We start from the raw sequence: 20,518 nt of genomic DNA, 5'->3' as shown, positions 1-20,518 counted from the left end.
TGCGGTGCCGCCTTCCTCGCGGTGCTCGGGGCCCCGGATCCGCACGCCCCCGGCCAGCGTCCCAGCTCGGGGGTCCGCCCGCCACGGCATTCCCCGACCGGGCGGCCACCCGCTGCGGTCCCGGCATGCGGACGGCCGCCGCCGTACCCGGAGGTACGACGGCGGCCGGGAAGTGCCGTTCGGTCAGTGGTGCAGCCAGCTCTGCAGTGCCAGGGCCGGGACGAAGCGGGCCGCGTCGAGGGTGCCGATGCCGGTCGCCATGTCATAGCCCTTCACCGCGGTATAGCCGGTGACACCGTCATAGGTGTTGTTCGTACCGTCCGCGACGTCCACGACGCCCGTGAACGGGTTGTGCGGGGCCTGCTGGGACAGCGCGTACAGCGCGCTGTGGATGTCGCCCACCCGGTGCCCCGCGAGCTGGTCGGCCAGCGCCACGATGCCCGCGAAGAGCGGACTCGACTCGCTCGTACCGCCGTTGACGCCCCAGCCGACCGACGTCGGGTCGTAGCTGGAGTACACCCAGGCGCCCCCGTCGACCGCTGCGGCCATCGAGATGTCCGGCGTGCCGCGGTGGTTGCCGACGATGCCCTTGACGCCGTTCTGGTACGCGGGACGGCCGAAGACGTGGGACTGGCCACCGCCACTGGCGCCGTAGTCGTTGTAGACACTGTCCGGCGCGGTGCGGTTGCCCGCGTCGTTCAGGTGCAGCTGGGTGCCGCCGATCGAGGTGACCAGCGGGTCCGACGACGGCCAGGAGTTGACCTGGTAGGGGTAGTTGGCGCTGCCGTCCTCGATGTAGTCCGTGGCACCGCTGTCACCGGAGGACCCCAGCACCGTCACCCCGTGCCTGGCCGCGTCCTTGAACGCGTACCGCAGCTTCTCGATGCTCGAGAAGTTGCCCTGCTCGAAGCCGGGGAAGGTGTTCTCGGTCGCCCCGAAGCTCTGCGAGATGACATCACCGATGCCGCGGTCGATCAGCGACTTCTCGGCGTCCATCATCTCCGGCAGGCCGACGACGCCCTCGGTCTCGGCGACCGCCGTCTCCACCAGGATGATCTTCGCGTCCGGCGCCACGGCGTGCGCCATCTCCACGTCCAGCGTGGACTCACCCGCCCAGCCGGTCATGTCCGGGTTCGTGGCGTCCCACGGCGGGACGTTGCCCCACTTGACCACCTGCACCGGCGCGCTCTTGATGCCGAACTGCGCGCTGTACACGTCCAGGTCGTGCTGGATCGTCGGCGAGCCGAACGAGTCCACGATGACGATCGTGCGGCCCTTGCCGGTGATGCCGGCCCGGTACAGCGGGTTCAGGTTGTACGCCTGCCGGTACTGGGTCGGGGTGTAGCAGTTGATCCCCCACTTGGCCTGGCACTGCTCGATGCTGAGCGGGCCGTCGGCGGCGCGGACCAGTTGGTGCCCTTCAACGGCCGGTACCACCCTGACCACCGGGGCCTTGGCGGCAGGCGCCGCGGTGGCGGCCCCTGACAGCGGGGCGGATATGAGCGCTGCGGCTGTGAGGGCGGTGGCCCCGGCCGCTGCGACCACGGCACGCTGCCGCGGACGAACTCTGGGCATGGATCCTCCTTGTATGGAGTCGGGCCGCGCTGGGCGGCTGCCGTGATCACATCCGTACATCATGAGCAGGACAAGCGTGTTGGCGGATTACTGCCGACGGCTTTACCTGGGAGCCGATAACTTTGCGGAGCCATTACCCGGGCGGTCTCCGCTGCCCCTGCCGTCTCAGCGCTCCCCGTCGTCCGCCACCGGATCGAAACGGACCGGCGCCTCGGAGTTGGCCCGCCGGGCGGTGCGCCGGAACGTGATGAGGACGGCGGGCCCCGCGACCAGGATGCAGATGAAGTTGGTGACGGCCCGGCCGGTGTCCCGGCCCAGCGACGTGGCGAGGTCGAAGGCCAGGTAGCGGTGCCAATGCTCGGTGAGCGGCAGCCCCGGCAGACAGGCGATCGAGCTGTTGGGGTCGAGCGAGAACGGCCAGAACGACAGGTTCAGCAGGAAGCCGCCTGACGACTCAAGGACGACTCAAGCCCTGACGACCGCGACCCGCGGTGCGTGCGTGCCCGGTCACCCCGCCAACGGCCGCCCGCACCGCAGGTTCCACCGTCCTGCGCGGCCGACCAGCTCGGTGACCGTCAGCGGCAGGACGTCCAGCCGCCAGAACGCCTGCGGCGGCAGGCCGACGGCGTGCACGACCGCGGCCCGCACGACCGCGGGCTCCGCGACCGCGAGCACCCGCCCGCCGTCCGGCGCCCCGCCGTCCAGCCAGCCGCCGACCCGTTCGCAGAGCTCCGTCAGCGATTCGCCGCCGTGCGGGGCCGCGGCGGGGTCCGACAGCCAGCCGGCCACCGCCTCCGGCTCGGCGGCCGAGACCTCGTCCAGCCGGAGCCCCCGCCAGCGGCCCATGTCCCAGTCCCGCAACGGCGGCTGCTCCCCTGCGGTGATGCCGAGGAGCTCCGCGGTCCGCCGGCAGCGCTCCGACGAGGCGGTCAAGTACGCGGTCGCGCCCGGCAGTCCGGGCGCGCCGGCGCGCGCCCGGCGCTCTCCGGCGTCGGTCAGCGGGCTGGTTCCGTCGTCGAACCGCGCCTCCGCGAAGGCCTGGCTCTCCGCCGACGAGACCAAGAACACACGCACCGTCATCCCCGCTACCCCTCCCTTGTCGCACCGGCCCCACAGCGGAACACATCGTCGCAGGTTGGCGCGTATCGCCTTCGCGCACGCCCTTGGCCGCGGGTGTCGCTTCACGGTACGGTTCAGCCCGACCCGACGACGGTGTGAACGGAAGCACGGTGAAAATCCGGCACGGTCGCGCCACTGTGAAACCGGCTCACCCCGGTAAGTCAGACCCGGCACCTTCGTCAACAGCACCACCAAGTGGGACGCGTGTTCCCGAGGAGGCACTGCCATGGCCCAGTCCGCTGCACCCGCGGCCGCCAGCCCAGCCCTACCCATCACCCCGCTGCCGCTGAAGGCGATCCTGCCCTGGGCAGTGTTCTTCGGCATGCTCGCGCTCGTTCTGCTGTACTTCGTCGGTGCGGAGCAGGGCGCCACGTCCCTGGTCGCCGGATCGGACGTTCACGAGTGGGTCCACGACGGGCGCCATCTGCTCGGCTTCCCCTGCCACTGATCGGAAGCCGCTCCAATGAACTCCACCACTGTGCGCTCCCTGCTGGTCCGGGGGATGCTCGCCGGGCTCGTCGCCGGTCTGCTGGCCCTCGTCGTCGCCTATCTCATGGGCGAACCGAGGGTCGACGCGGCCATCGCCTTCGAGGACTCCCACTCCCACGAACACGAGATGGAGATCGTCAGCCGCTCCCTGCAGTCCACCGCGGGACTGGCGACCGGCGTTCTGATCTTCGGCGTCTCGCTGGGCGGGATAGCGGCCCTCGCGTTCTGCTTCGCCCTGGGCCGCGTCGGCCGCTTCACCCCGCGGGCCACCGCCGTGCTCATCTCGGGCGCGGCGCTGCTCACCGTCTACGTGGTGCCGTTCCTGAAGTATCCGGCCAACCCGCCGTCGATCGGCGACCCGGAGACCATCGGTAAACGCACCACCCTGTACTTCCTCATGATCGCGCTGAGCGTGCTGCTCGCGGTGGCCGCCGTCATCCTCGGCAAGCGGCTGGCACCGCGGCTGACCACCTGGTACGCCAGTGTCGTGGCCGGTGTCGCGTATCTGGTCGCCATCGGGCTGGCCTACGCGTTCCTGCCCGCGATCAACGAAGTGCCCGCGGACTTCTCCGCCACTCTCCTGTGGCAGTTCCGCCTTGCGGCCGTGGCCATCCAACTCACCCTGTGGACCGCCTTCGCCCTGACGTTCGGCTATCTCGCCGAACGCGTACTCACCCCCCGGCCCGCCAAGAGCGAGGCCGCGGAGGCGAACAGCGAGAGCAACACGGCGGCATGGACGGCCGCCTCCGCCGGCTGACACCGACCGACGTCCACCTGACACGACCGACAGCCCGCCGGGGCCCGCCCCGGCGGGCTGTCGGTCGCGCCGCGCTGTGCCGGGACCCGGCACGGAGCCGAAGGAGTCCGCGTGACCGCCCCCTTTCCCACGCCGTACGCGGCCCGGCCCTGCACCCTGGTGGTGTGCCGGGGGTGCTGCTGCGGCAATGCGAGCAAGCACCCGGGCACCGACCACCAGCGGCAGTTGGACCGGCTGAGCGCCGCGGCCGCGGACTCCGGCGGCCGGCTCGCGCTGCGCACCACCGACTGCCTGGGGCCCTGCGACCAGGCGAACATCGTGGTCGTCCAGCCGTCCGCCGAAGGACGCCGCAAGGGCGGCCGGGCCGTATGGATCGGCTTCGCCACCGATGACGGCTCCACCGACGACATCCTCGCCTGGGTGGCGTCGGGCGGCCCCGGCGAGACCGAACCACCCGCCTCCCTCGCCCTCCAGATCGTCAGCCCACGGCGCGCGACCCCGCTGCGCCGGCGCCGCTGACCTTCCGCCGCGAGCGCCGCGGCACGGCGGGCACTGGGCCGCCCGGACCACGGGGACCGGAGCCGCCGCGCGGCGCTGATCAAGAGTCCTGGCCTGCCCTTACGCTCACCCGCGTGGCAAGAATCGTGGATGCGGTCAAACGGTTGGTGATCGGGCGGGCGTTGCCGAGCGAGGGGTTGCAGGAGACGCTGCTGCCCAAGCGGCTGGCGCTGCCGATCTTTGCGTCGGACCCGCTGTCGTCGGTCGCGTACGCCACGCAGGAGATCCTGCTGGTCCTCACCCTCGGCGGGCTGGCGTATCTGCACCTGACGACCTGGGTGGCGATGGCGGTCGTCGGGCTGATGGCCGTCGTGGTGCTCTCCTACCGGCAGGTCGTGCACGCCTACCCGTCCGGCGGCGGATCGTACGAGGTGGTCGCCACGAACCTCGGCCCGTCCGCCGGGCTCGTCGTGGCCGCGTCATTGCTCGTCGACTACGTGATGACCGTCGCGGTGTCCGTCGCCTCCGGCGTCGACAACATCATCTCGGCGATCCCGTCCGTCAACGAGTACCGGACCGTGATGGCGGTCGCCTTCGTCGCGCTGCTGGCGGCGATCAACCTGCGGGGGACGAGGGAGTCGGGGCGGGCGTTCGCCGCTCCCACCTATCTGTTCATCGCGGGCGTGCTGATCATGTGCGCCACCGGACTGTTCCGCTGGCTGGTGGGCGACGCGCCGGTGGCGGAGTCCGCCGCGTACGGCATCACGCCGGAGCCGGGCGACACCAACCTCGCGGGTCTGGCGCTGCTGATGCTGGGGCTGCGCGCGTTCTCCAGCGGTTGTACCGCACTGACCGGTGTCGAGGCGATCTCGAACGGCGTGCCCGCGTTCCGCAAGCCCAAGTCCCGCAACGCGGCCTCCACCATGACCGCGATGGGCCTGATCGCGGTGGTGATGTTCTCCGGCATCACCGCGATCGCGATGATCTCGGACGTCCACATCACCGAGGACACCTGCCGGCTGACCGGCTTCTCCGGGGACTGCGCGACCACTCCGCAGCGCACCGTCATCGCCCAGCTGGCCGCCGCGATCTTCGGCGGTGAACACAGCTTCGGCTTCTTCTTCATCCAGGCCGCCACCGCCCTGGTGCTGGTGCTGGCCGCCAACACCGCCTTCAACGGTTTCCCGTTGCTGTCGTCGATCCTGGCGCAGCACCGCTACCTGCCCCGTCAGCTGCACACCCGCGGTGACCGGCTCGCGTTCTCCAACGGCATCGTCGCGCTGGCCGTCGTCGCAGGCGCCCTGTTGTGGGCCTTCCACGCGTCGGTCACCAATCTGATCCACCTGTACATCCTGGGCGTCTTCACCTCGTTCACGCTCTCGCAGACCGGGATGGTCCGGCACTGGAACCGCGCGCTGCGCACCGAGACCGATCCGGCCCAGCGCCGCCGGCACCGGACGGCACGGGTGATCAACGGTGTCGGGGCGTTCGTCACCGGACTGGTGCTGGTGATCGTGCTCATCACCAAGTTCACCGAGGGCGCGTATCTGGCGGTGATCGCCGCGGTGGTCCTGTGGGTGAACATGCGCGCCATCCGGCGGCACTACGACAGAACCGCCGCCGAACTGGCGGTCACCGAACCGGCGGAGGAACTGGCGCTGCCGGCCCGGGTGCACGCCATCGTGCTGGTCTCCAAGATCCACAAACCGACGCTGCGAGCCCTGGCCTACGCCCGCGCCTGCCGCCCCGACACCCTCGAAGCCCTCACCGTCGACGTCGACCGCGACGAGACGAAGGCGCTGCATACCGCGTGGGACACCTTCGACATGCAGGTGCCGCTCAAGACCCTGGCGTCGCCCTACCGGGAGATCACCCGGCCGGTCGTGGGATACGTGCGGTCGCTGAACCGCGCCAGCCCGCGCGACATCGTCAGCGTGTTCATCCCCGAGTACGTCGTCGGGCACTGGTGGGAGAACGGGCTGCACAACCAGTCCGCGCTGTGGCTCAAGAGCCGGCTGCTGTTCACCCCCGGGGTCATGGTCATCAGCGTGCCCTGGCAGCTCAGTTCATCTCAGCTCAGGCCGCACCGCCCGACCCGCCGTGCCCCCGGCTCCGTCCGCCGCGGCGAACCCGACCCGGTGCTCCGGGCGGGCGTCGGCGCCGCCGCGGGGAAGCCGGAGGCCGGACGGGAAGAACCTCCGCGCCCCGGTGGCCCGCGCTGAACGGCGGGCCCAGGGGAGCCGTCTCAGTCCGGGGGCATGGACACACCCCGGTCCTGTAACGCCGCGCGGGCCGCTGCCGGGCCGTCGGTGACCGGGTACCCGTCGACCGTGCGGCCGTCGACCAGGCCGGCCCTGACCCGGCAGCGGACCCGTTCGACGGCGGGGGAGCCGATGAAGGCGTCCGAGACCTGCATGAGCCAGGCCGCCTCGGCCTCGACACTCGCCCGGACCTTCGGCGGTACGTACCCCTCACAACCGCCCGGGGTGGAGCGGCGTCCCGAGCGGGCGGCCTCCAGGGCCGCGGCGATGGTCGCCGCCTCCACGATGGGCGCCAGCCGTTCCGAGGCCGCGTCCAGGCCCGACCCCTCCGCCTCGGCGGTCCAGGCCGCGACCTCCGGATGGAAGTACGGGCGCAGCGCCAGATGCCCGTCCCGGATCTCGATGATGCGGCGGTACAGCGCGAACTGGGCGCCGAGCGGCAGGATGCGGCCGAGCCGCAGGGCGGGCCCGGCCAGGGTGATCTCCGGCAGCGCGGCGTGCATCGCGGTCCACAGCGGACCGATCCGCCGGTAGCCGTGCCAGGCCCGCAGCCAGCCGGCCGGGGTGGGCAGCGCCCGCCCGTTCGGCAGCCGGTCCCGTAACCCGGCGGCCGCGTCGTACGCCGCGCTCCAGGGCGGGCCGATCCAGCGGTAGCCGCGCCAGGCCCGCAGCCGGACCAGCCCCCGCCGGACGCGGGCCGCCACGGGTGGCCCCCACGCGGAGGACATCGTCCCGCCCAGCCCCAGTGCCAGGCAGACCATGCCGGCCAGCGCCGACACCGTGCTCTCGCAGCCGTCCTCGCGGCCGGTGCCCAGCGCGGAGAGCACATCGCCCAGACTCCACACCGTCCACAGCAGCCCCAGGGCCGCGCTCGCGGTGATCAGTCCGAGCCCGCCGCGCAGCAGCCGCGACCGGATGTACCGGGTGCAGCGCCGGATCAGCACGATGAACACCATCAGGCACCAGGCGGTGTGCAGCGTGAGCAGGGTGTTGTACGCCGCCAGGAACCCCTCGCGCCCGTCGGCCGCGACCAGGTCCCGGCCGTCGCGGGTCACCCCGGCACACAGATACGCGACCAGGCTGGCGACCATGACCACCGACGTGCCGGTGAGCTGCCGGCGGACCGCTGTGCGGCTGTACGGCTCGGTCCCCGCCGAGCGCGCGACCAGCGCGAGGAACGCCATCGCCGCCAGATTGCAGCACTGTCCCGCGGGCGCGGTCCACAGCGCGAACGGCCCGGCCCGGCCCGCCAGCCGGGTCGTCGCCGGGGCCAGGACGGCGAGCGAGCTCCCCATGGACACCGCACAGCCGAACAGATGGCGTACGGGAGTGCCGGTCGGAGTCCCCCGGGTGGTGAGAAGCCGCCAGCAGACGCCCGCCAGGACGATCAAGCAGCCGGTCAAGGCGACCGCGTCGGTCACCTATCGGTCCCCGGACCGGGAAACGTCCGACCGGGAAGCGTGCGCAAGGGTCCGACGACCGCGGTGGTCCGGATCGGGGCGGCGCCGGCGAGTCCGACGATCGGCCCGAGCCGGGCGAACGCCTCGGCGATGTCGAGGCTGCCCTCCAAGGGGAACCAGGCCTCGCGTGAGCGCCTGACCTTGCGGGCCGGACGGTGCAGGGCGAGCGAGGCGATGAGCTCGGCCTCCTGCTCCTGGGCGTCGGAGTAGACGCTGCGCCCCAGGACCCGCCGGACCAGCTCGCCCGACAGATGCGGCAGCAGCACCCGCGACGCCGACGAGCCGAGGTGCGCGACGCCGGTGTGGCCGCAGACGAGGTGTCCCACCTCGTGCAGCAGTATGTGCTGTTGATGCAGGGCGCTGGTGCTGGTCGGATAGCCGATGTAGTCGGCCCGGTCGGTGGTCACCAGCATGCCGCAGGGTGTGCACGCGTGGGGCGGTAACGGCACCAGCACCAGGGGCCGGCCCCGCTGTTCCGCCAGTGCGTCGGTGAAGCCGGTGGCGTCGAACGGCCGTGGCAGTGGCAGCGCCGCCACGGTTCGCCGACATCGCCGCCACAACATTTTGTTCTGCTGTTCCGCGTAGTCCCCCATAAGACCCTCCCCGGGCAAGGCACCGCACAACGATCAGCAACCACTCATGAGCGATATGAGCGATGAGCGATCCTATGCCCAGGGGTGGACCAGTGGATATCAGTCCGCGCGGCGCAATCCCGCCTCTCTGCGGGCAATGACTTCGATCATGTCGCTGATGGTGCCGAGGCCCTCGGGCGACAGGTTGACCGCGCGCAACGCCACCTCGCGTACTCCTGCGTCCCGCAGCGCCCCGAGGAGCTGGAGCTCCTGCGCGATCTGGGCGCTCTGTTGGTCGTCGAAGAAATACATCGGCGGCACCTGGAAGAATTGAGCCAGTGCTTCGAGGTGACGTTTGGTCGGATTGTCCCTTCGGCCCGTGCGCAGTTGCCACAAATAAGTGGCTGAAAAGCTCTCCCCGGTGGCCTCGCGGCACGCCCGCGCCACTTCCTCGTGGGTGTACGGCGTGTGGTCCGGTCCGCGGACGACGTCGAACAGCCGGTCGATCTTGTCCGCGAGCGTCGGGGTGCCGGACATCGGATCAGGCACCGCATACCTCCCTTGGTCGAGTGCCCTGCGTATCGCCTGTGGTAAGCGCGGGTGGGGTCCGCTCTGCGTCTCACGCATCTTAGTTGGTGACGCGCGGGTTCTGACCGCCTTGGCTGTGGAGACCGGGTGCATGTTCGCCGGGTCCCGAGGGACTCCCCAACTGGCTTGAAACGAGCGATTGTTGGCCTGACATCCGATCTGTCGTCCTGTCAGATGTACGCCGTGTCCGACTGTTGACGGCCGGGAGGACGCGTGCCAGCCTGTCAGCGGAGATGAATGAGGGAGCAAATCTCATTCACATCAGTCTCTGTTCCTTTGCGCCACACAGACCCTCCCGGCTGCCGGGAGCGTCGGGCGCGACCGCGCCCGACGATGCGTCACATCACGGAAAAGGAGCACAACATGAAGAAGATCGTTGTCCGCAAGGCCGGCACCGTCCGTCTGACCTCCGCCGCGACGTCCTGCTACTGCGGTGGCACGCCCGTCCTCGCCTGACCCAACCCTTACGGGCCGCGGCGAGCCGGTCGAGACCGGTCCGCCGCGGCTCGTGGAGCTCCAGCCGGTCCGGGCCACGGTGTCCGCGGCCCGGACCGGCACTTCTGCGGACCAGTGACAGTGAGGTAGTGATGGACGCCGCGGCAGTGGACCTCGACCGACCCCTGAGGCTGTACCCGCTGACCTTCCTCGAGGAAGGCGACGAGGTCACCGTGGGACGGGCCGACATCGATTCCTACGGCCTCTTCCCCGCCGACGGCGCGGCGCTGCTGCGCCGCCTGGAGACCGGGGAGACCCCGAACGACGCCGCCCGCTGGTACAACACCCAGTACGGCGAGACCGTGGACATGGTGGAATTCCTCGAAGTCCTGGAGGCCTTCGAACTGCTCGTGCCGGACGGCGAGGAGGTCGTCGAGGCGGGCGCGGTGCGCTGGCAGCGGCTCGGCCGGGCGCTCTTCTCTCCCGTGGCCTGGGTGCTGTACGGACTGCTGTTCATCGCCGGCATCGTCGCCATGTTCCGTGAACCGGCCGTGGTCCCGACCTACCACAACATCTTCTTCACCAGCTCGTCCCTGGTGGCGCTCGCCCTCGGCAACGTCCTCGGCCAGGCGCCGTGGATCCTGCTGCACGAGTCCTACCACGCACTGGCCGGACGCAGACTGGGCCTCAACTCCTCCCTCAGCATCGGCCGGCGCTTCTACTACGTCGTCTTCCTGACCAAGCTGGACGGCCTCGTCGCCGTGCCCCGGCGCAAGCGCTACCTGCCGATGCTCGCGGGCATGCTCGTCGACGTCCTGGTCGTCACCGGGCTGACGCTCGCCGCGGTGCCCCTGGTCTCGTCCGACGGCTTCGCCGGATTCATGGGCCGCTTCCTGCTCGCGATGGCCTTCGGCACCCTGCTCCGCTTCGCCTGGCAGTTCTACTTCTTCCTGCGCACCGACCTGTACTACCTCGCCACCACGGTGCTGGGCTGCAACGATCTGCAGACCGTCGCCAAGGGCATGCTGCAGAACCGGCTCTACGGCCTGATCGGGCGGCGCGACAAGATCGTGGACGCGGAGACCTGGACCCCGCGCGACCGCGAGGTCGCCCGCTGGTACGTCTGGCTCATGGTCACGGGCTACGCGGTCCTCACCGGCCTGCTGATCACCGCCGTCGTCCCCGCCGCGATCCGGATCACCGAGATGGCCGTCAGAAAGCTCTTCTCCGACATCTCGCCGCTGAACGTCCTGGACGTGACGGTCTTCCTGATCCTCAACTTCGGCGAGCTGATCCTCGCTGGCATCCTCGCCGTCCGCGGCTACCGCCGCCGCACCCCCGCCACCGCCAGCTGAACCGAGGCCGGCACCGACCACGGCCCGCACCGACCGCAGCCCACCGGAACGCCGTACGACGCGACGCAGAGGAGCAGTCCGCATGAACGAGGTTGTCCCCACTCACCACTGGGTCCGCGGCGGGCTGGTCCGGGACCGCGAGGCCGCCATGGAACGGCTCGGCCTGCCGGCCGGACCGGTCATGGTCGTGAACGCGCACCGCGGACTGCGCGGACCGTACACCGCGGCCGGGACCCTCGTACGCGCCATGGTGCCCGACGTCCTGCTCCGCGACCGGAAGCTGGTCGAGCGGTACGACATCGAACTGCTCTCCGCCGCGCCGGACCTCCGCTCCGTCGTCCCCAACTCCCGCGAGACGCTCACCTCCATGGCGCTCCCGGCCGAGCGCACCCGCTACTACGCCCGGCTGCGCACCACGCGTATCTCCAACGGCCTGGTGGAGTTCGTCCGCGACGGCCTGGCCGCCGACGGGCCGCGCGTCCTCGTCGTGGAGAACGCCGATCGGGCCGAGGCCACCGACCTGGAGTTCCTCACCGCACTGGTCCGCCGGATCGACCCCGCGCACCTGACCGTCGTCGTGCGCAGCGGCGGTACCGGACCCGCCGACGAGGCCCTGCTCGCCGTGCTGGCCGCCCGCGCCCGGGTCACCGAGGTCCGCCAGGCCGACGCGGCGGGCGGGCCCGCCGACGCGTGGGCCTATGTCGCCTCGGACTGCACCACCGACGAGCCGGCGCCGCGCGCGGCCTACGAGGCACTCGACCCCGCGGCACGGGCACTGCTGCACGACCGGCGCGCCGCCGAACTTGCCGAACGGGACGAGGAGTCGCTCCGCCTCGGCGCCATCGCCTACCACCTGGAGCACGGCTCCGACCCCGGCGGCGCGGGCGTTCCCGCGGTCTTCCACGCCATGGACCACAGCCTGTGCAACGGTTTCTACGAGGCGTGCGTCGACTACGGCCGGCGCGGACTGGCGCTCGTCGACCCCCGGACGGAACACGACCGCTGGTGGGCGTTCACCAAGGGCGTGACGCTCTCCCTCTCCATCCTCGGCCGCACCTACGAGGCCGAGAAGCTGGACGACCAGGCTCGGCTGAACTCCGTCAAGCCCGCCGTCCACATGGCCGCCGCCTACAACACGGCCATGCTCTACACCCGGCACAACGACCCCGAGGACCGCGACGAGTTCAAGGCCAAGGCCTGGCTGAACTCCGCCATCGCCACCGCGTCACTGATCGAGAACCGCAGCGACCGGGCCTTCCAGAGCGCCTTCTACAAGAACGGCCTGGCCCTGGTGGAGGTCAATCTCGGCGAGCCGACCGAGGCGCTGCGGCTGGTCGACGAGGCGATCAGCAGCCTCGACGAGCTGCTCGGCCCGGACGAGCACGTCCTGCACCGCTCGGTGCTGAAGAACAACAGGGCCCGGGTCTACCTCAGTCTCGGCCGCATCCAGGAAGCCCTCGCGGACTACGCGATCGTCATCCGGGAGGACCCCAACCACGCCGAGCACTACCTGGAACGCGGCAACATCCTGCGCCGGCTGGGCCGCCCCGAGGAGGCGTTCGAGGACTACGCGAGGGCCATGCGGCTCTCCCCGCCGTTCCCGGAGATCTACTACAACCGCGGCGACCTCCGGCTCAACGAGGGTGACACCGAGGGCGCACTCGCCGACTTCAGCTATGTACTCGAACTCGTCCCGGAGTTCGTCGACGCGTACGTCAACCGGGCCGGTCTGCTGCTGGAGTCGGGCGAACTGGACGCGGCCGAGCAGGACGCGAACACCGGCCTCGGCTACGAGCCCGACAACCCGTATCTGCACGCGGTCCTGGGCCAGGTGCACGCGGAACGCGAGGAGTTCGAGGAGTCCCGGGCCGCGTTCGACCGCGCGCTCACCGCCGATCCGGACATGATCACGGCACTGTCCGGACGCGCCGCCCTCGCCTACGACATGGGCGAACTGGACACCGCCGCCCTCGACCTCGGCCACGCCGTGGACTTGCAGCCGGACGACCCCGCGCTGCGCTACAACCGTGCCTTCGTCCACCAGGACACCGGCCACTGGGAGGAAGCCCTCGCCGACCTGGAGATCGCCGCCGGGCTGGCACCGGACGACTCCGACATCACCGAGGCACTGGACACCTGCCGGCGCAAGGCGGCAGCCGCGCGATGAGCGCGGACGGAGCGGTGACGACGGACGGGGCGGTGACGGCGGACGAGGCGGTACGCGAGCAGCAGCGGCCGCTGCGGTCGGTGCTCGGCCGCTTCGCCACCGGTGTGGCGGTCGTCACCACCGTCCGCCGGGGGCGCCCCGGCGGACTGACGGTGAACTCCTTCACCTCCCTGTCCCTCGACCCGCCGCTGGTCCTGTGGTGCCTCAACCGCGCGTCCAACCACCGGGCCGCCTTCACCGCCGCCCCGCACTTCGCGGTGCATCTGCTCGCCGCCGACCAGCGCGAACTGGCGGCCCGCTTCGCCGGCCCCGGCGACCGCTTCGAACGCCTCACCACCCGGCCGGGACCCTACGGGGTACCGCTCCTCGACGGCACGATCGGCACCCTGATCTGCCGCCGCGACCGTATCGTCCCCGCCGGGGACCATCTCGTCCTCATCGGAGAGGTGCTCGACCACCACGCGGAACCCGGCGCGCCGCTGCTCTTCCTCGACGGCCGTTTCCATCGCGGTCCCGACCCGGAAACGACCTGAACAGGTATCAACCGGCCGGACGCCGACTAGAGTCGGATCACCGCGAAATGCCGTACTGCTGGTGGGTGTGCCAGTGCACAGTTCCGGGTCCGTGATGCGACCCGGGGGGAGGGCGTGTGCCCGGATGAGTAGTCGCTCCAACCGGTCGATGGGCGTGTGGGCCGAGGCGCAGCGGCAGAGGCAGCGCCAGTTGGAAGCGCATCAACGGGAACAGCGCTACGCCGAACGGGAACTCGCCCGCAGCAACCGGGAGCAGCAGGCCGCGTACCGGCAGCGCCGCGAGGCGGATGCCAGGCGGCGTACCGAGGAACTGGACGCGCGGGTCGAGTCGTTGACCCGGCTGCTCGCGACGGGCTGCCGGGCCCCGGCGTTCCGCACGTCGGCCCTGCTCCGGTCCGAGCAGCTGGAGCCGTTCGCCCCCGGCAGGCTCGCCGTCCCCGTCCCGATGCCGCAGCAGAGCGCCTACCGCCCGCAGTCCGGCTGGGGTTTCGGCTCGGGCCGGCGGGCCCAGGAGGAGGCCCAGGCCCGGTACGAGCACGACCTGGCGGCCGCGCGGACCGCCGAGGCGCAGCGGCAGCAGCAACTGACGTCGCACGGGCGGCAGTACGACGCCTGGCGCGCCACCCAGCTGGCGGAGATCCGCCGGCACAACACCGGTATCGCGGAGAACGTGAGCGGGATGCGCCGGGGGGACCCGGAGACGGTGGTGGAGTACTTCTCCGCGGCGCTGTACGCCTCCACGGCCTGGCCGGAGGGATTCCCGCGCCAGGTGTCGTGCGCCTACGACGCGGCCGCCCGCCGCCTCGTGCTGAACTGGGAACTCCCGGGTTACGACATCGTGCCGGAGGCCAAGCTGGTGCGGTACATGCCGGGCGCGGACCAGGACAAGGAGACGGCCAGGCCGGTCGGGCAGCGCCGGGCCGTCTACCGGGACGTGGTGGCGCAGTGCGTGCTGCTGGCGCTGCGCGAGCTGTTCGCGGCGGACGAGTTCGGCACGCTGGACTCGGTCACGCTCAACGGTTTCGTGGACGACCACGACCCCTCGACCGGACTGCGCGCCCAGCTCTTCCTCGCCACGGTCGCGGCGGACCGCCAGGTCTTCGAGCGACTGAACCTGGTGCAGGTCAGCGCGGTGGACTGTCTCGTCGACGGCCTGGGCGGCAAGCTGTCCGCGCGCCCCGACCAGCGCACCGTGGTGCGGCCGGGCGCGGTTCCGGCGGACCTGGGCCGTGGCACGGTCTCGCACGGGGGAGGGGAGGACCCGGACCTCTTCGAGATGGACCCCATCGAGTTCGAGTCGCTGGTGGCGGAGCTGTTCCGGGCCCGCGGCATGCAGGCGGTCATGACGCAGCGCTCCAACGACGGCGGTGTCGACGTCGAGGCGCTGGACCCGGACCCCATCAGCGGCGGCACGATCATCGTGCAGGTGAAGCGATACCGCCACACCGTGCCGCCCACCGCCGTACGCGATCTGTTCGGAACGGTGCAGGGGGCGGGGGCGATCAAGGGCGTCCTGGTGACGACCTCGGGCTACGGCCCCGGCTCCTACACCTTCGCCAGCGGCAAACCGCTGACGCTGATCTCCGGCCCCGAGCTCGTCGATCTGCTGGGCCGCCACGGGCTGCGCGGCCGGCTCGGCGGCGGCCCCGCGGTGCCCGCCCAGCGGACGACTCCACCGGCCGCGGCGGCCGTCCCTGACACCGAGTACAACCTGTTGGGAATGTCCTGGTCGGGTGGCGTCGCGCTGGATGTGTGCGCACTCGTCTGCCGGGGGAACCGCGCGCTGAGCGACGACCACTTCGTCTTCTTCAACAACGCGCAGACTCCCGACGGGGCAGTGCGGGCGGTGTCCCGGCCCGCCCGGGACAAGGCGGCCGTCCGGGTCGCCTTCGACGCCCTTCCCGCGAGTGCCGACCGGCTCGTGCTGGCGGTGTCGATCGACCCCGAGATCAATCCGCACGCCGACCTCGCCGGCTTCACCGACTCCTTCATCCGGCTGTCCGACGGTTCGGGAGCCGAACTCGACCGGCTGGAGGTCTCCGACGGCCGGGCCGGGGAGACCGCGCTGATCCTCGGCTCCTTCCGCCGTCGGGCCAGCGGCGACTGGGAGTTCGTCATCGGCGGCAAGGGATACGAGGGCGGGCTGGAAGCGCTGGTCCGGGAGTACGGCATCGACGTCGGTTAGGACCCTCCCGCAGGGCCCCGACCGACGCCGTGCCCGTTCAGGTGATCGTGTAGTTGACGACGAGGAAGATCTCGTCGACGGCGTCGGCGGCAGAGCCACGCGCCGTCCTCCTCGGAGCGAGGAGTCCCGGTGTCGTGCTCGCCGTAGTCGGGGTCCAGCGCGGACGGGCCGGGGCTCGTCGCGATCGGCACGGTCATCCGACCCGTTCCGGTTGCCGGATTCGCGGCGAATTTCTCACCGATCCCGCGCACCGCTCCGCCGCCCTTGGGCAGGGAGACGGAGGGCGCGGCCGGCTGCGTCGGCGCAGGATTCCTGGGTGTGCTGGATCGAGGCATGGCGACCTTCCGGAGTGGAATTCCCTCGCGTCGCAGAAATGCGAACTCAAGTACGTGGGACGGGAATTCGAAGAGGGAATTCCGGGCGAAAGGTCAGGTATTAGGCACGCGCAGCTTCGCCCAGGAAACCGGACCGGGCCAGCCGTCGGCGTCCGAACCCCGGTAACCGATCTTCAGCTGGAACTTCGCGTACGAACGCCGGTCGGTATCCGTCCACTGCGGGCCGGGCCCCTGGCTGTACAACGCCACCCCTTCGGCCACCAGCCGGCGGCCCATCGCCGTGATGACCGGGCTGTGCGGAGCGGTGTGGAACCACTGCGCACCGGGGAACGGTTCCAGGGCGGGCGGGTGCGGGGTGGGTGTCGGGCGGGGCCAGGCCGGATCGGCGGAGGCGATGCCGCCCGGGTACTTCGGGTAGCCGTAGCCGTACACCCGGGGCGAGGTGCGTTCGCGCACCCGCCGGTAGACCCCGTCGCCCTCGGCGGAGCCGTTCACGTTGGTGTTGCCCTCGATGGTGTAGATGCGCGTGGCGTCGAACCGCTCCACCACGCCGGTGTGCTCAGAACCGCCGACACCGTAGAAGACCTGGGCTCCTACCGCCGGATACTCCGAGAACCGCCCGCGCTCCTTGAACCAGGCGACGCCCGTGGCGCACGACGCGGTACGCGGGAACAGGGCGGCCGCGCCGGCGCGCAGCGCCACCCAGGAGACGAAGGTCGCGCACCAGGGCTGCCCCTGCGACCACTCCAGGCCGGGGACCTCGTCGCTGTACCGCTGGATGTTGTTCCAGGCGCCGTGATCGCGGCCCTCATGGACGCCGACCTGCCCGGCCGCGGTCCGCATGACCGCGTCGGGATCTCCTTGTACCGTTTGCGCCGATAATGGGTCTGCGGACATGTGAATCACCCCCGTCGGCTCCACCGTTGGAGCCGGTAAAGACACAGTCCCCGGGTGACCTTGCAGAATTCGTGCAACTTGCGTGCAAGGTGCGTACCAGGCCTACTTCTCATCCATGAGATGCGCGTGTTAAACAATGACCGTGAAAGACGCACCATCGGTCTGGGGGGAGACCATGGAGTTCCGCTTACTCGGACCTGTCACCATCGCCGACGAAAACCGTTCGATCAGCCCGGGAGGGCGTAGACAACAGGCTGTCGTGGCAGCTCTGTTGATGCACCGCAACACATTCGTTCCGGTGCCCCGGCTCATCGACTACGTATGGGGGGACGAGGCGCCGCCCAGCGCGGTCAACAGTCTCCAGAGTTATGTCTCGCGATTCAGGAAACTCCTGGAACCGGGGCCGCCCGACGGATCGGTGCGCCTGGTGCGCAGCGTTCCCGGCGGGTATTCACTGCACGCTCCGGACGAACAGGTCGACGGAGTCCGGTTCGCGCGGCTCGTGTCGGACGGCAGGTCGCTGCTCGAGGCGGGCCGAGCGATGGAGGCGTACCGCTCTCTGACCAGGGCGCTGCGGCTGTGGCGCGGGCCCGCGATGGCCGGTCTCGCCGATCATGAGCCGCTCGCCGCGGAGATCGCGAGGCTGGAGGAGTTGCGGACGTCCGCGACCGAGTACCTGGCGACGGCCGCCCTGGCACTCGGCCGGAACGAGGAGGCCGTCGCCCTGCTGAAGGGCGTCATCCGCGAATGCCCGCTGCGGGAGGGGCCGCGCGCCGGCCTCATGCTGGCGCTCTACCGCTCGGGCCGGCAGGCGGAGGCACTCGCGCTGTTCAGGACGACCCGGGCGATGCTCATCGACGAGCTGGGGGTGGAGCCGGGCCATGAACTGGCCCGGCTCCAGCAGTCGATCCTCCGCCAGGACCCGGCGCTCGCCAGGCCGGCTCTGACCGCCTAGCAGAGGAGGGACGAAGGAACAGCGGGAGCAGCGGTCAGCGCGTGACGATCGCCGGGTCGCTCGTACCGGGCTTGCCGGTCTCGACATGGCCGGCCAGCCGGCGAAGGAAACCGCCGTCCTGCTCGGAGCAGACCGTCAGGTCGTACCAGTCGTGGCTGTGGCGCGGGTGCGCGGTGTGGACGGCGCGCGCGCCGGGCCGCAGCCGGTACGTGGCCGGGCGCTCGTGCCCATACCCGTCCTTGACGGTGAGCTTGACGGTCGTCGTGCCCGGATTGCTGAGCACCAGCCGCACCTGGCCGCTGCTGCCGTCATGGGCCGCGGTGACCTCCGGGCCCCGGCTGCCGGCGTGACCCGCGAACTGCCGCAGGAAGCCGTTGGGGCCGTGCACGGTGAAGTCGTAGGCGCTGTGCCCCGCCGGAGCGATGGCCAGGCTGTCGGACAGCCGTCGTCCCGCCTCGACGGTGTACGTCCACGGGCCGTCGGTGTTGGTCGGGGAGGTGACGTACAGGTTCGCGCCGGCCTTGCCGTGGTTGGCGAAGTCGATCTTCAGCCGGTGGCCCTTGACGTCGACCCCGGCGTCGGCGGCCAGGTCGTACGGCAGCGCGCGGGCCGGGCGCAGACCGGGTTCCTGCTTCGGCAGCACCGGGTTGGCCGGGGGCGCCGGCACGTAGTCGGGGTGCCGGTCCCGGTCCGGCGGCACGTAGCCCGCGGTGTCGGGGAGCGACGGGACCCTGGTGTCGGTCCTGCCGAACTGGAACGCGGTGGTGAGGTCGCCGCAGACCGCCCGGCGCCAGGGCGAGATGTTCGGCTCGTGGACGCCGAAGCGCTGCTCGATGAACCGGATGATCGAGGTGTGGTCGAAGACCTGGGAGTTGACCCAGCCGCCCTTGCTCCACGGGGACACCACGAACATCGGGACCCGCTGCCCCAGGCCGTAGGCGCCGGGCACGCTGTGGTCGGTTCCGGTGGGCGTGAACAGCTCGCCCGTGATGTCCACGGTCGACTTGCCCTGCGCCGGGGAGGACGGCGGGTACGGCGGCACGGCGTGGTCGAAGAAGCCGTCGTTCTCGTCGTAGGTGATGAAGACCGCGGTCTTGCTCCACACCTCGGGGTTGGACGTCAGCGCGTCCAGCACCTGGGAGATGTACCAGGCGCCGTAGTTGACCGGCCAGTTCGGGTGCTCGGTGAAGGCCTCGGGGGCCGCGATCCAGGAGACCGCGGGCAGCCGGTCGGCCGCCACATCGGCCTTGAGGATGTCGAAGAACCCCTCGCCCGCCTTGGCGTCGGTGCCGGTGCGGGCCTTGTCGTACAGCGGGTCGCCCGGCTTCGCGTTGCGGTACTGGTTGAAGTAGAGCAGCGAGTTGTCGCCGTAGTTGCCCCGGTAGGCGTCCTCGATCCAGCCCCAGCCGCCGGCGGCGTCGAGTCCGTCGCCCACGTCCTGGTAGATCTTCCAGGACACCCCGGCCTTCTCCAGGCGCTCGGGGTAGGTCGTCCAGGAGTAGCCGGCCTCGGCGTTGGTGATGACGGGTCCGCCGCCGGTGCCGTCGTTGCCGACGAAGCCGGTCCACATGTAGTAGCGGTTGGGGTCCGTGGGGCCGAGCAGCGAGCAGTGGTACGCGTCGCAGATGGTGAACGTGTCGGCCAGCGCGTAGTGGAAGGGGATGTCCTCGCGCGTCAGGTAGGCCATCGTCGTCGCGGTCTTGGCCGGCACCCAGCGGTCGTACTTGCCCTGGTTGAAGGCGGCGTGGCCGCCGTTCCAGTCGTGGTTGAGGTCCTGGAGGAACTGCAGGCCGAGATTGTCCGCCTCCGGGTGGAAGGGCAGGACGTCCTTCGTGCCGTCGGACTGGTGGAAGACCGTCTTGCCGCTGGGTAGCACCACCGGCCGGGGGTCGCCGAACCCGCGGGTGCCGCGCAGGGTGCCGAAGTAGTGGTCGAAGGACCGGTTCTCCTGCATCAGGACGACGATGTGCTCGACGTCGCGCAGGGAGCCGGTGCGGCGGTTCGCCGGGATCTCCGCCGCTCGGGCGATGCTGTTCGACAGCAGGGAGGCGGCGGCGGTGCCACCGGCCAGCTGCATGAATCGTCGGCGGTCGATGGCGGTCATGAGAGGCCGGCCTCCAGGGTCGTCCGTGGCAGTGCGGATGCGCTGCCAGTCTCCTCAGGTGGTGGAGAACCCTCCGTGACCGATGGATGGAACCACGGTGAATACTCCGCCAACCACGATCACTCGTGGGCGAGCGACATGCTCGCAGCCACCGGCACCGAAACCAAGAGGACGCCCCGGCCCCGTACCATCCGGCCCGGCGACCGCCGAACCCGCCGGATTCTCATCACGTA

16 protein-coding genes and 1 pseudogene are annotated in these 20,518 nt (G+C 70.8%); 9 read left to right on the top strand and 8 right to left on the bottom strand.

Features of this window, described 5'->3' with window-relative positions:
* Nucleotides 1–183 precede the first annotated feature (183 nt).
* From C6N31_RS13845 to C6N31_RS13840, 3 genes and pseudogenes are all read right to left on the bottom strand, one after another.
* Nucleotides 184–1,575, bottom strand: coding sequence for a S53 family peptidase (locus C6N31_RS13845; protein WP_138352540.1), 1,392 nt, complete (start codon nucleotides 1,573–1,575; stop codon nucleotides 184–186).
* 165 nt (nucleotides 1,576–1,740) lie between these two features.
* A pseudogene (locus C6N31_RS43770) lies at nucleotides 1,741–2,019 on the bottom strand (ECF transporter S component); the annotation flags it as partial.
* Between the two features lie 63 nt (nucleotides 2,020–2,082).
* Nucleotides 2,083–2,655, bottom strand: coding sequence for a histidine phosphatase family protein (locus tag C6N31_RS13840; protein WP_138352542.1), 573 nt, complete (start codon nucleotides 2,653–2,655; stop codon nucleotides 2,083–2,085).
* A gap of 265 nt (nucleotides 2,656–2,920) precedes the next feature.
* On the opposite strand from C6N31_RS13840, the gene C6N31_RS13835 reads away from it, so the two are divergent.
* The 4 genes from C6N31_RS13835 (at nucleotide 2,921) to C6N31_RS13820 (ending at nucleotide 6,660) form a co-directional block, all read left to right on the top strand.
* Nucleotides 2,921–3,142: a CbtB domain-containing protein gene (locus C6N31_RS13835; protein WP_138352543.1), complete on the top strand. Its 222-nt coding sequence runs from the start codon at nucleotides 2,921–2,923 to the stop codon at nucleotides 3,140–3,142.
* 15 nt (nucleotides 3,143–3,157) lie between these two features.
* Entirely contained in the window at nucleotides 3,158–3,940 is a 783-nt protein-coding gene (locus C6N31_RS13830) for a CbtA family protein (RefSeq protein WP_198357619.1), read from the top strand.
* A 111-nt stretch (nucleotides 3,941–4,051) separates the two neighbouring features.
* Nucleotides 4,052–4,459 carry a (2Fe-2S) ferredoxin domain-containing protein gene (locus C6N31_RS13825; protein WP_138352546.1) on the top strand — a complete coding sequence of 136 codons (408 nt, stop codon included), beginning with the start codon at nucleotides 4,052–4,054 and terminating at the stop codon, nucleotides 4,457–4,459.
* A 113-nt stretch (nucleotides 4,460–4,572) separates the two neighbouring features.
* A complete protein-coding gene (locus tag C6N31_RS13820) occupies nucleotides 4,573–6,660 on the top strand; it encodes an APC family permease (RefSeq protein ID WP_198357618.1) in 2,088 nt (695 codons plus the stop codon).
* Nucleotides 6,661–6,683: 23 nt separating this feature from the next.
* Here C6N31_RS13820 and C6N31_RS45905 read toward each other — a convergent pair whose 3' ends face one another.
* The 3 genes from C6N31_RS45905 to C6N31_RS13805 form a co-directional block, all read right to left on the bottom strand.
* The gene (locus C6N31_RS45905) at nucleotides 6,684–8,120 is read right to left on the bottom strand and encodes an MAB_1171c family putative transporter (RefSeq protein WP_138352550.1); all 1,437 of its coding nucleotides are present in this window, start codon (nucleotides 8,118–8,120) and stop codon (nucleotides 6,684–6,686) included.
* Nucleotides 8,117–8,752 (bottom strand): hypothetical protein, encoded by a 636-nt coding sequence (locus tag C6N31_RS13810; RefSeq protein ID WP_187145128.1) that lies wholly within the window; start codon nucleotides 8,750–8,752, stop codon nucleotides 8,117–8,119. Before C6N31_RS13810 ends, C6N31_RS45905 begins: the two co-directional genes overlap by 4 nt.
* 99 nt (nucleotides 8,753–8,851) lie before the next feature.
* Nucleotides 8,852–9,268, bottom strand: coding sequence for a helix-turn-helix domain-containing protein (locus C6N31_RS13805; RefSeq protein ID WP_138352587.1), 417 nt, complete (start codon nucleotides 9,266–9,268; stop codon nucleotides 8,852–8,854).
* A gap of 638 nt (nucleotides 9,269–9,906) precedes the next feature.
* On the opposite strand from C6N31_RS13805, the gene C6N31_RS13800 reads away from it, so the two are divergent.
* The 4 genes from C6N31_RS13800 (at nucleotide 9,907) to C6N31_RS13785 (ending at nucleotide 15,994) form a co-directional block, all read left to right on the top strand.
* Nucleotides 9,907–11,109, top strand: coding sequence for a hypothetical protein (locus C6N31_RS13800; RefSeq protein ID WP_138352551.1), 1,203 nt, complete (start codon nucleotides 9,907–9,909; stop codon nucleotides 11,107–11,109).
* Between the two features lie 82 nt (nucleotides 11,110–11,191).
* Nucleotides 11,192–13,276 carry a tetratricopeptide repeat protein gene (locus tag C6N31_RS13795; protein ID WP_198357617.1) on the top strand — a complete coding sequence of 695 codons (2,085 nt, stop codon included), beginning with the start codon at nucleotides 11,192–11,194 and terminating at the stop codon, nucleotides 13,274–13,276.
* Nucleotides 13,273–13,809 (top strand): flavin reductase family protein, encoded by a 537-nt coding sequence (locus C6N31_RS13790; RefSeq protein ID WP_198357616.1) that lies wholly within the window; start codon nucleotides 13,273–13,275, stop codon nucleotides 13,807–13,809. Before C6N31_RS13795 ends, C6N31_RS13790 begins: the two co-directional genes overlap by 4 nt.
* A 124-nt stretch (nucleotides 13,810–13,933) precedes the next feature.
* Complete coding sequence (locus C6N31_RS13785; protein WP_138352554.1) at nucleotides 13,934–15,994, top strand: restriction endonuclease; 2,061 nt, start codon at nucleotides 13,934–13,936, stop codon at nucleotides 15,992–15,994.
* Between the two features lie 428 nt (nucleotides 15,995–16,422).
* Here C6N31_RS13785 and C6N31_RS13780 read toward each other — a convergent pair whose 3' ends face one another.
* Nucleotides 16,423–17,172: a peptidoglycan-binding protein gene (locus tag C6N31_RS13780; protein WP_306664975.1), complete on the bottom strand. Its 750-nt coding sequence runs from the start codon at nucleotides 17,170–17,172 to the stop codon at nucleotides 16,423–16,425.
* A 190-nt stretch (nucleotides 17,173–17,362) separates the two neighbouring features.
* Between C6N31_RS13780 and C6N31_RS13775 the strand changes: the two genes are divergently transcribed.
* On the top strand, nucleotides 17,363–18,181 hold the full coding sequence (locus C6N31_RS13775; RefSeq protein WP_306664974.1) for an AfsR/SARP family transcriptional regulator: 819 nt from the start codon (nucleotides 17,363–17,365) through the stop codon (nucleotides 18,179–18,181).
* A gap of 34 nt (nucleotides 18,182–18,215) precedes the next feature.
* Here the strand turns inward: C6N31_RS13775 and C6N31_RS13770 are convergent, their stop codons facing one another.
* Nucleotides 18,216–20,285, bottom strand: a complete 2,070-nt coding sequence (locus C6N31_RS13770) for a phosphocholine-specific phospholipase C (RefSeq protein WP_198357614.1) — start codon at nucleotides 20,283–20,285, stop codon at nucleotides 18,216–18,218.
* Between the last annotated feature and the right edge of the window lie 233 nt (nucleotides 20,286–20,518).

The organism is Streptomyces fildesensis, assembly GCF_016107395.1.
GTDB classification, from domain to species: domain Bacteria; phylum Actinomycetota; class Actinomycetes; order Streptomycetales; family Streptomycetaceae; genus Actinacidiphila; species Actinacidiphila fildesensis.
This window is presented reverse-complemented; position numbering and strand designations above follow the sequence as displayed.

Coding starts and splice junctions, on each gene's coding strand:
- C6N31_RS13845 (WP_138352540.1), bottom strand. CDS start 1,575: ATGCCCAGAGTTCGTCCGCGGCAGCGTGCCGTGGTCGCAGCGGCCGGG.
- C6N31_RS13840 (WP_138352542.1), bottom strand. CDS start 2,655: ATGACGGTGCGTGTGTTCTTGGTCTCGTCGGCGGAGAGCCAGGCCTTC.
- C6N31_RS13835 (WP_138352543.1), top strand. CDS start 2,921: ATGGCCCAGTCCGCTGCACCCGCGGCCGCCAGCCCAGCCCTACCCATC.
- C6N31_RS13830 (WP_198357619.1), top strand. CDS start 3,158: ATGAACTCCACCACTGTGCGCTCCCTGCTGGTCCGGGGGATGCTCGCC.
- C6N31_RS13810 (WP_187145128.1), bottom strand. CDS start 8,752: ATGGGGGACTACGCGGAACAGCAGAACAAAATGTTGTGGCGGCGATGT.
- C6N31_RS13805 (WP_138352587.1), bottom strand. CDS start 9,268: ATGTCCGGCACCCCGACGCTCGCGGACAAGATCGACCGGCTGTTCGAC.
- C6N31_RS13800 (WP_138352551.1), top strand. CDS start 9,907: ATGGACGCCGCGGCAGTGGACCTCGACCGACCCCTGAGGCTGTACCCG.
- C6N31_RS13795 (WP_198357617.1), top strand. CDS start 11,192: ATGAACGAGGTTGTCCCCACTCACCACTGGGTCCGCGGCGGGCTGGTC.
- C6N31_RS13790 (WP_198357616.1), top strand. CDS start 13,273: ATGAGCGCGGACGGAGCGGTGACGACGGACGGGGCGGTGACGGCGGAC.
- C6N31_RS13785 (WP_138352554.1), top strand. CDS start 13,934: ATGAGTAGTCGCTCCAACCGGTCGATGGGCGTGTGGGCCGAGGCGCAG.
- C6N31_RS13780 (WP_306664975.1), bottom strand. CDS start 17,172: ATGCGGACCGCGGCCGGGCAGGTCGGCGTCCATGAGGGCCGCGATCAC.
- C6N31_RS13775 (WP_306664974.1), top strand. CDS start 17,363: ATGACCGTGAAAGACGCACCATCGGTCTGGGGGGAGACCATGGAGTTC.
- C6N31_RS13770 (WP_198357614.1), bottom strand. CDS start 20,285: ATGACCGCCATCGACCGCCGACGATTCATGCAGCTGGCCGGTGGCACC.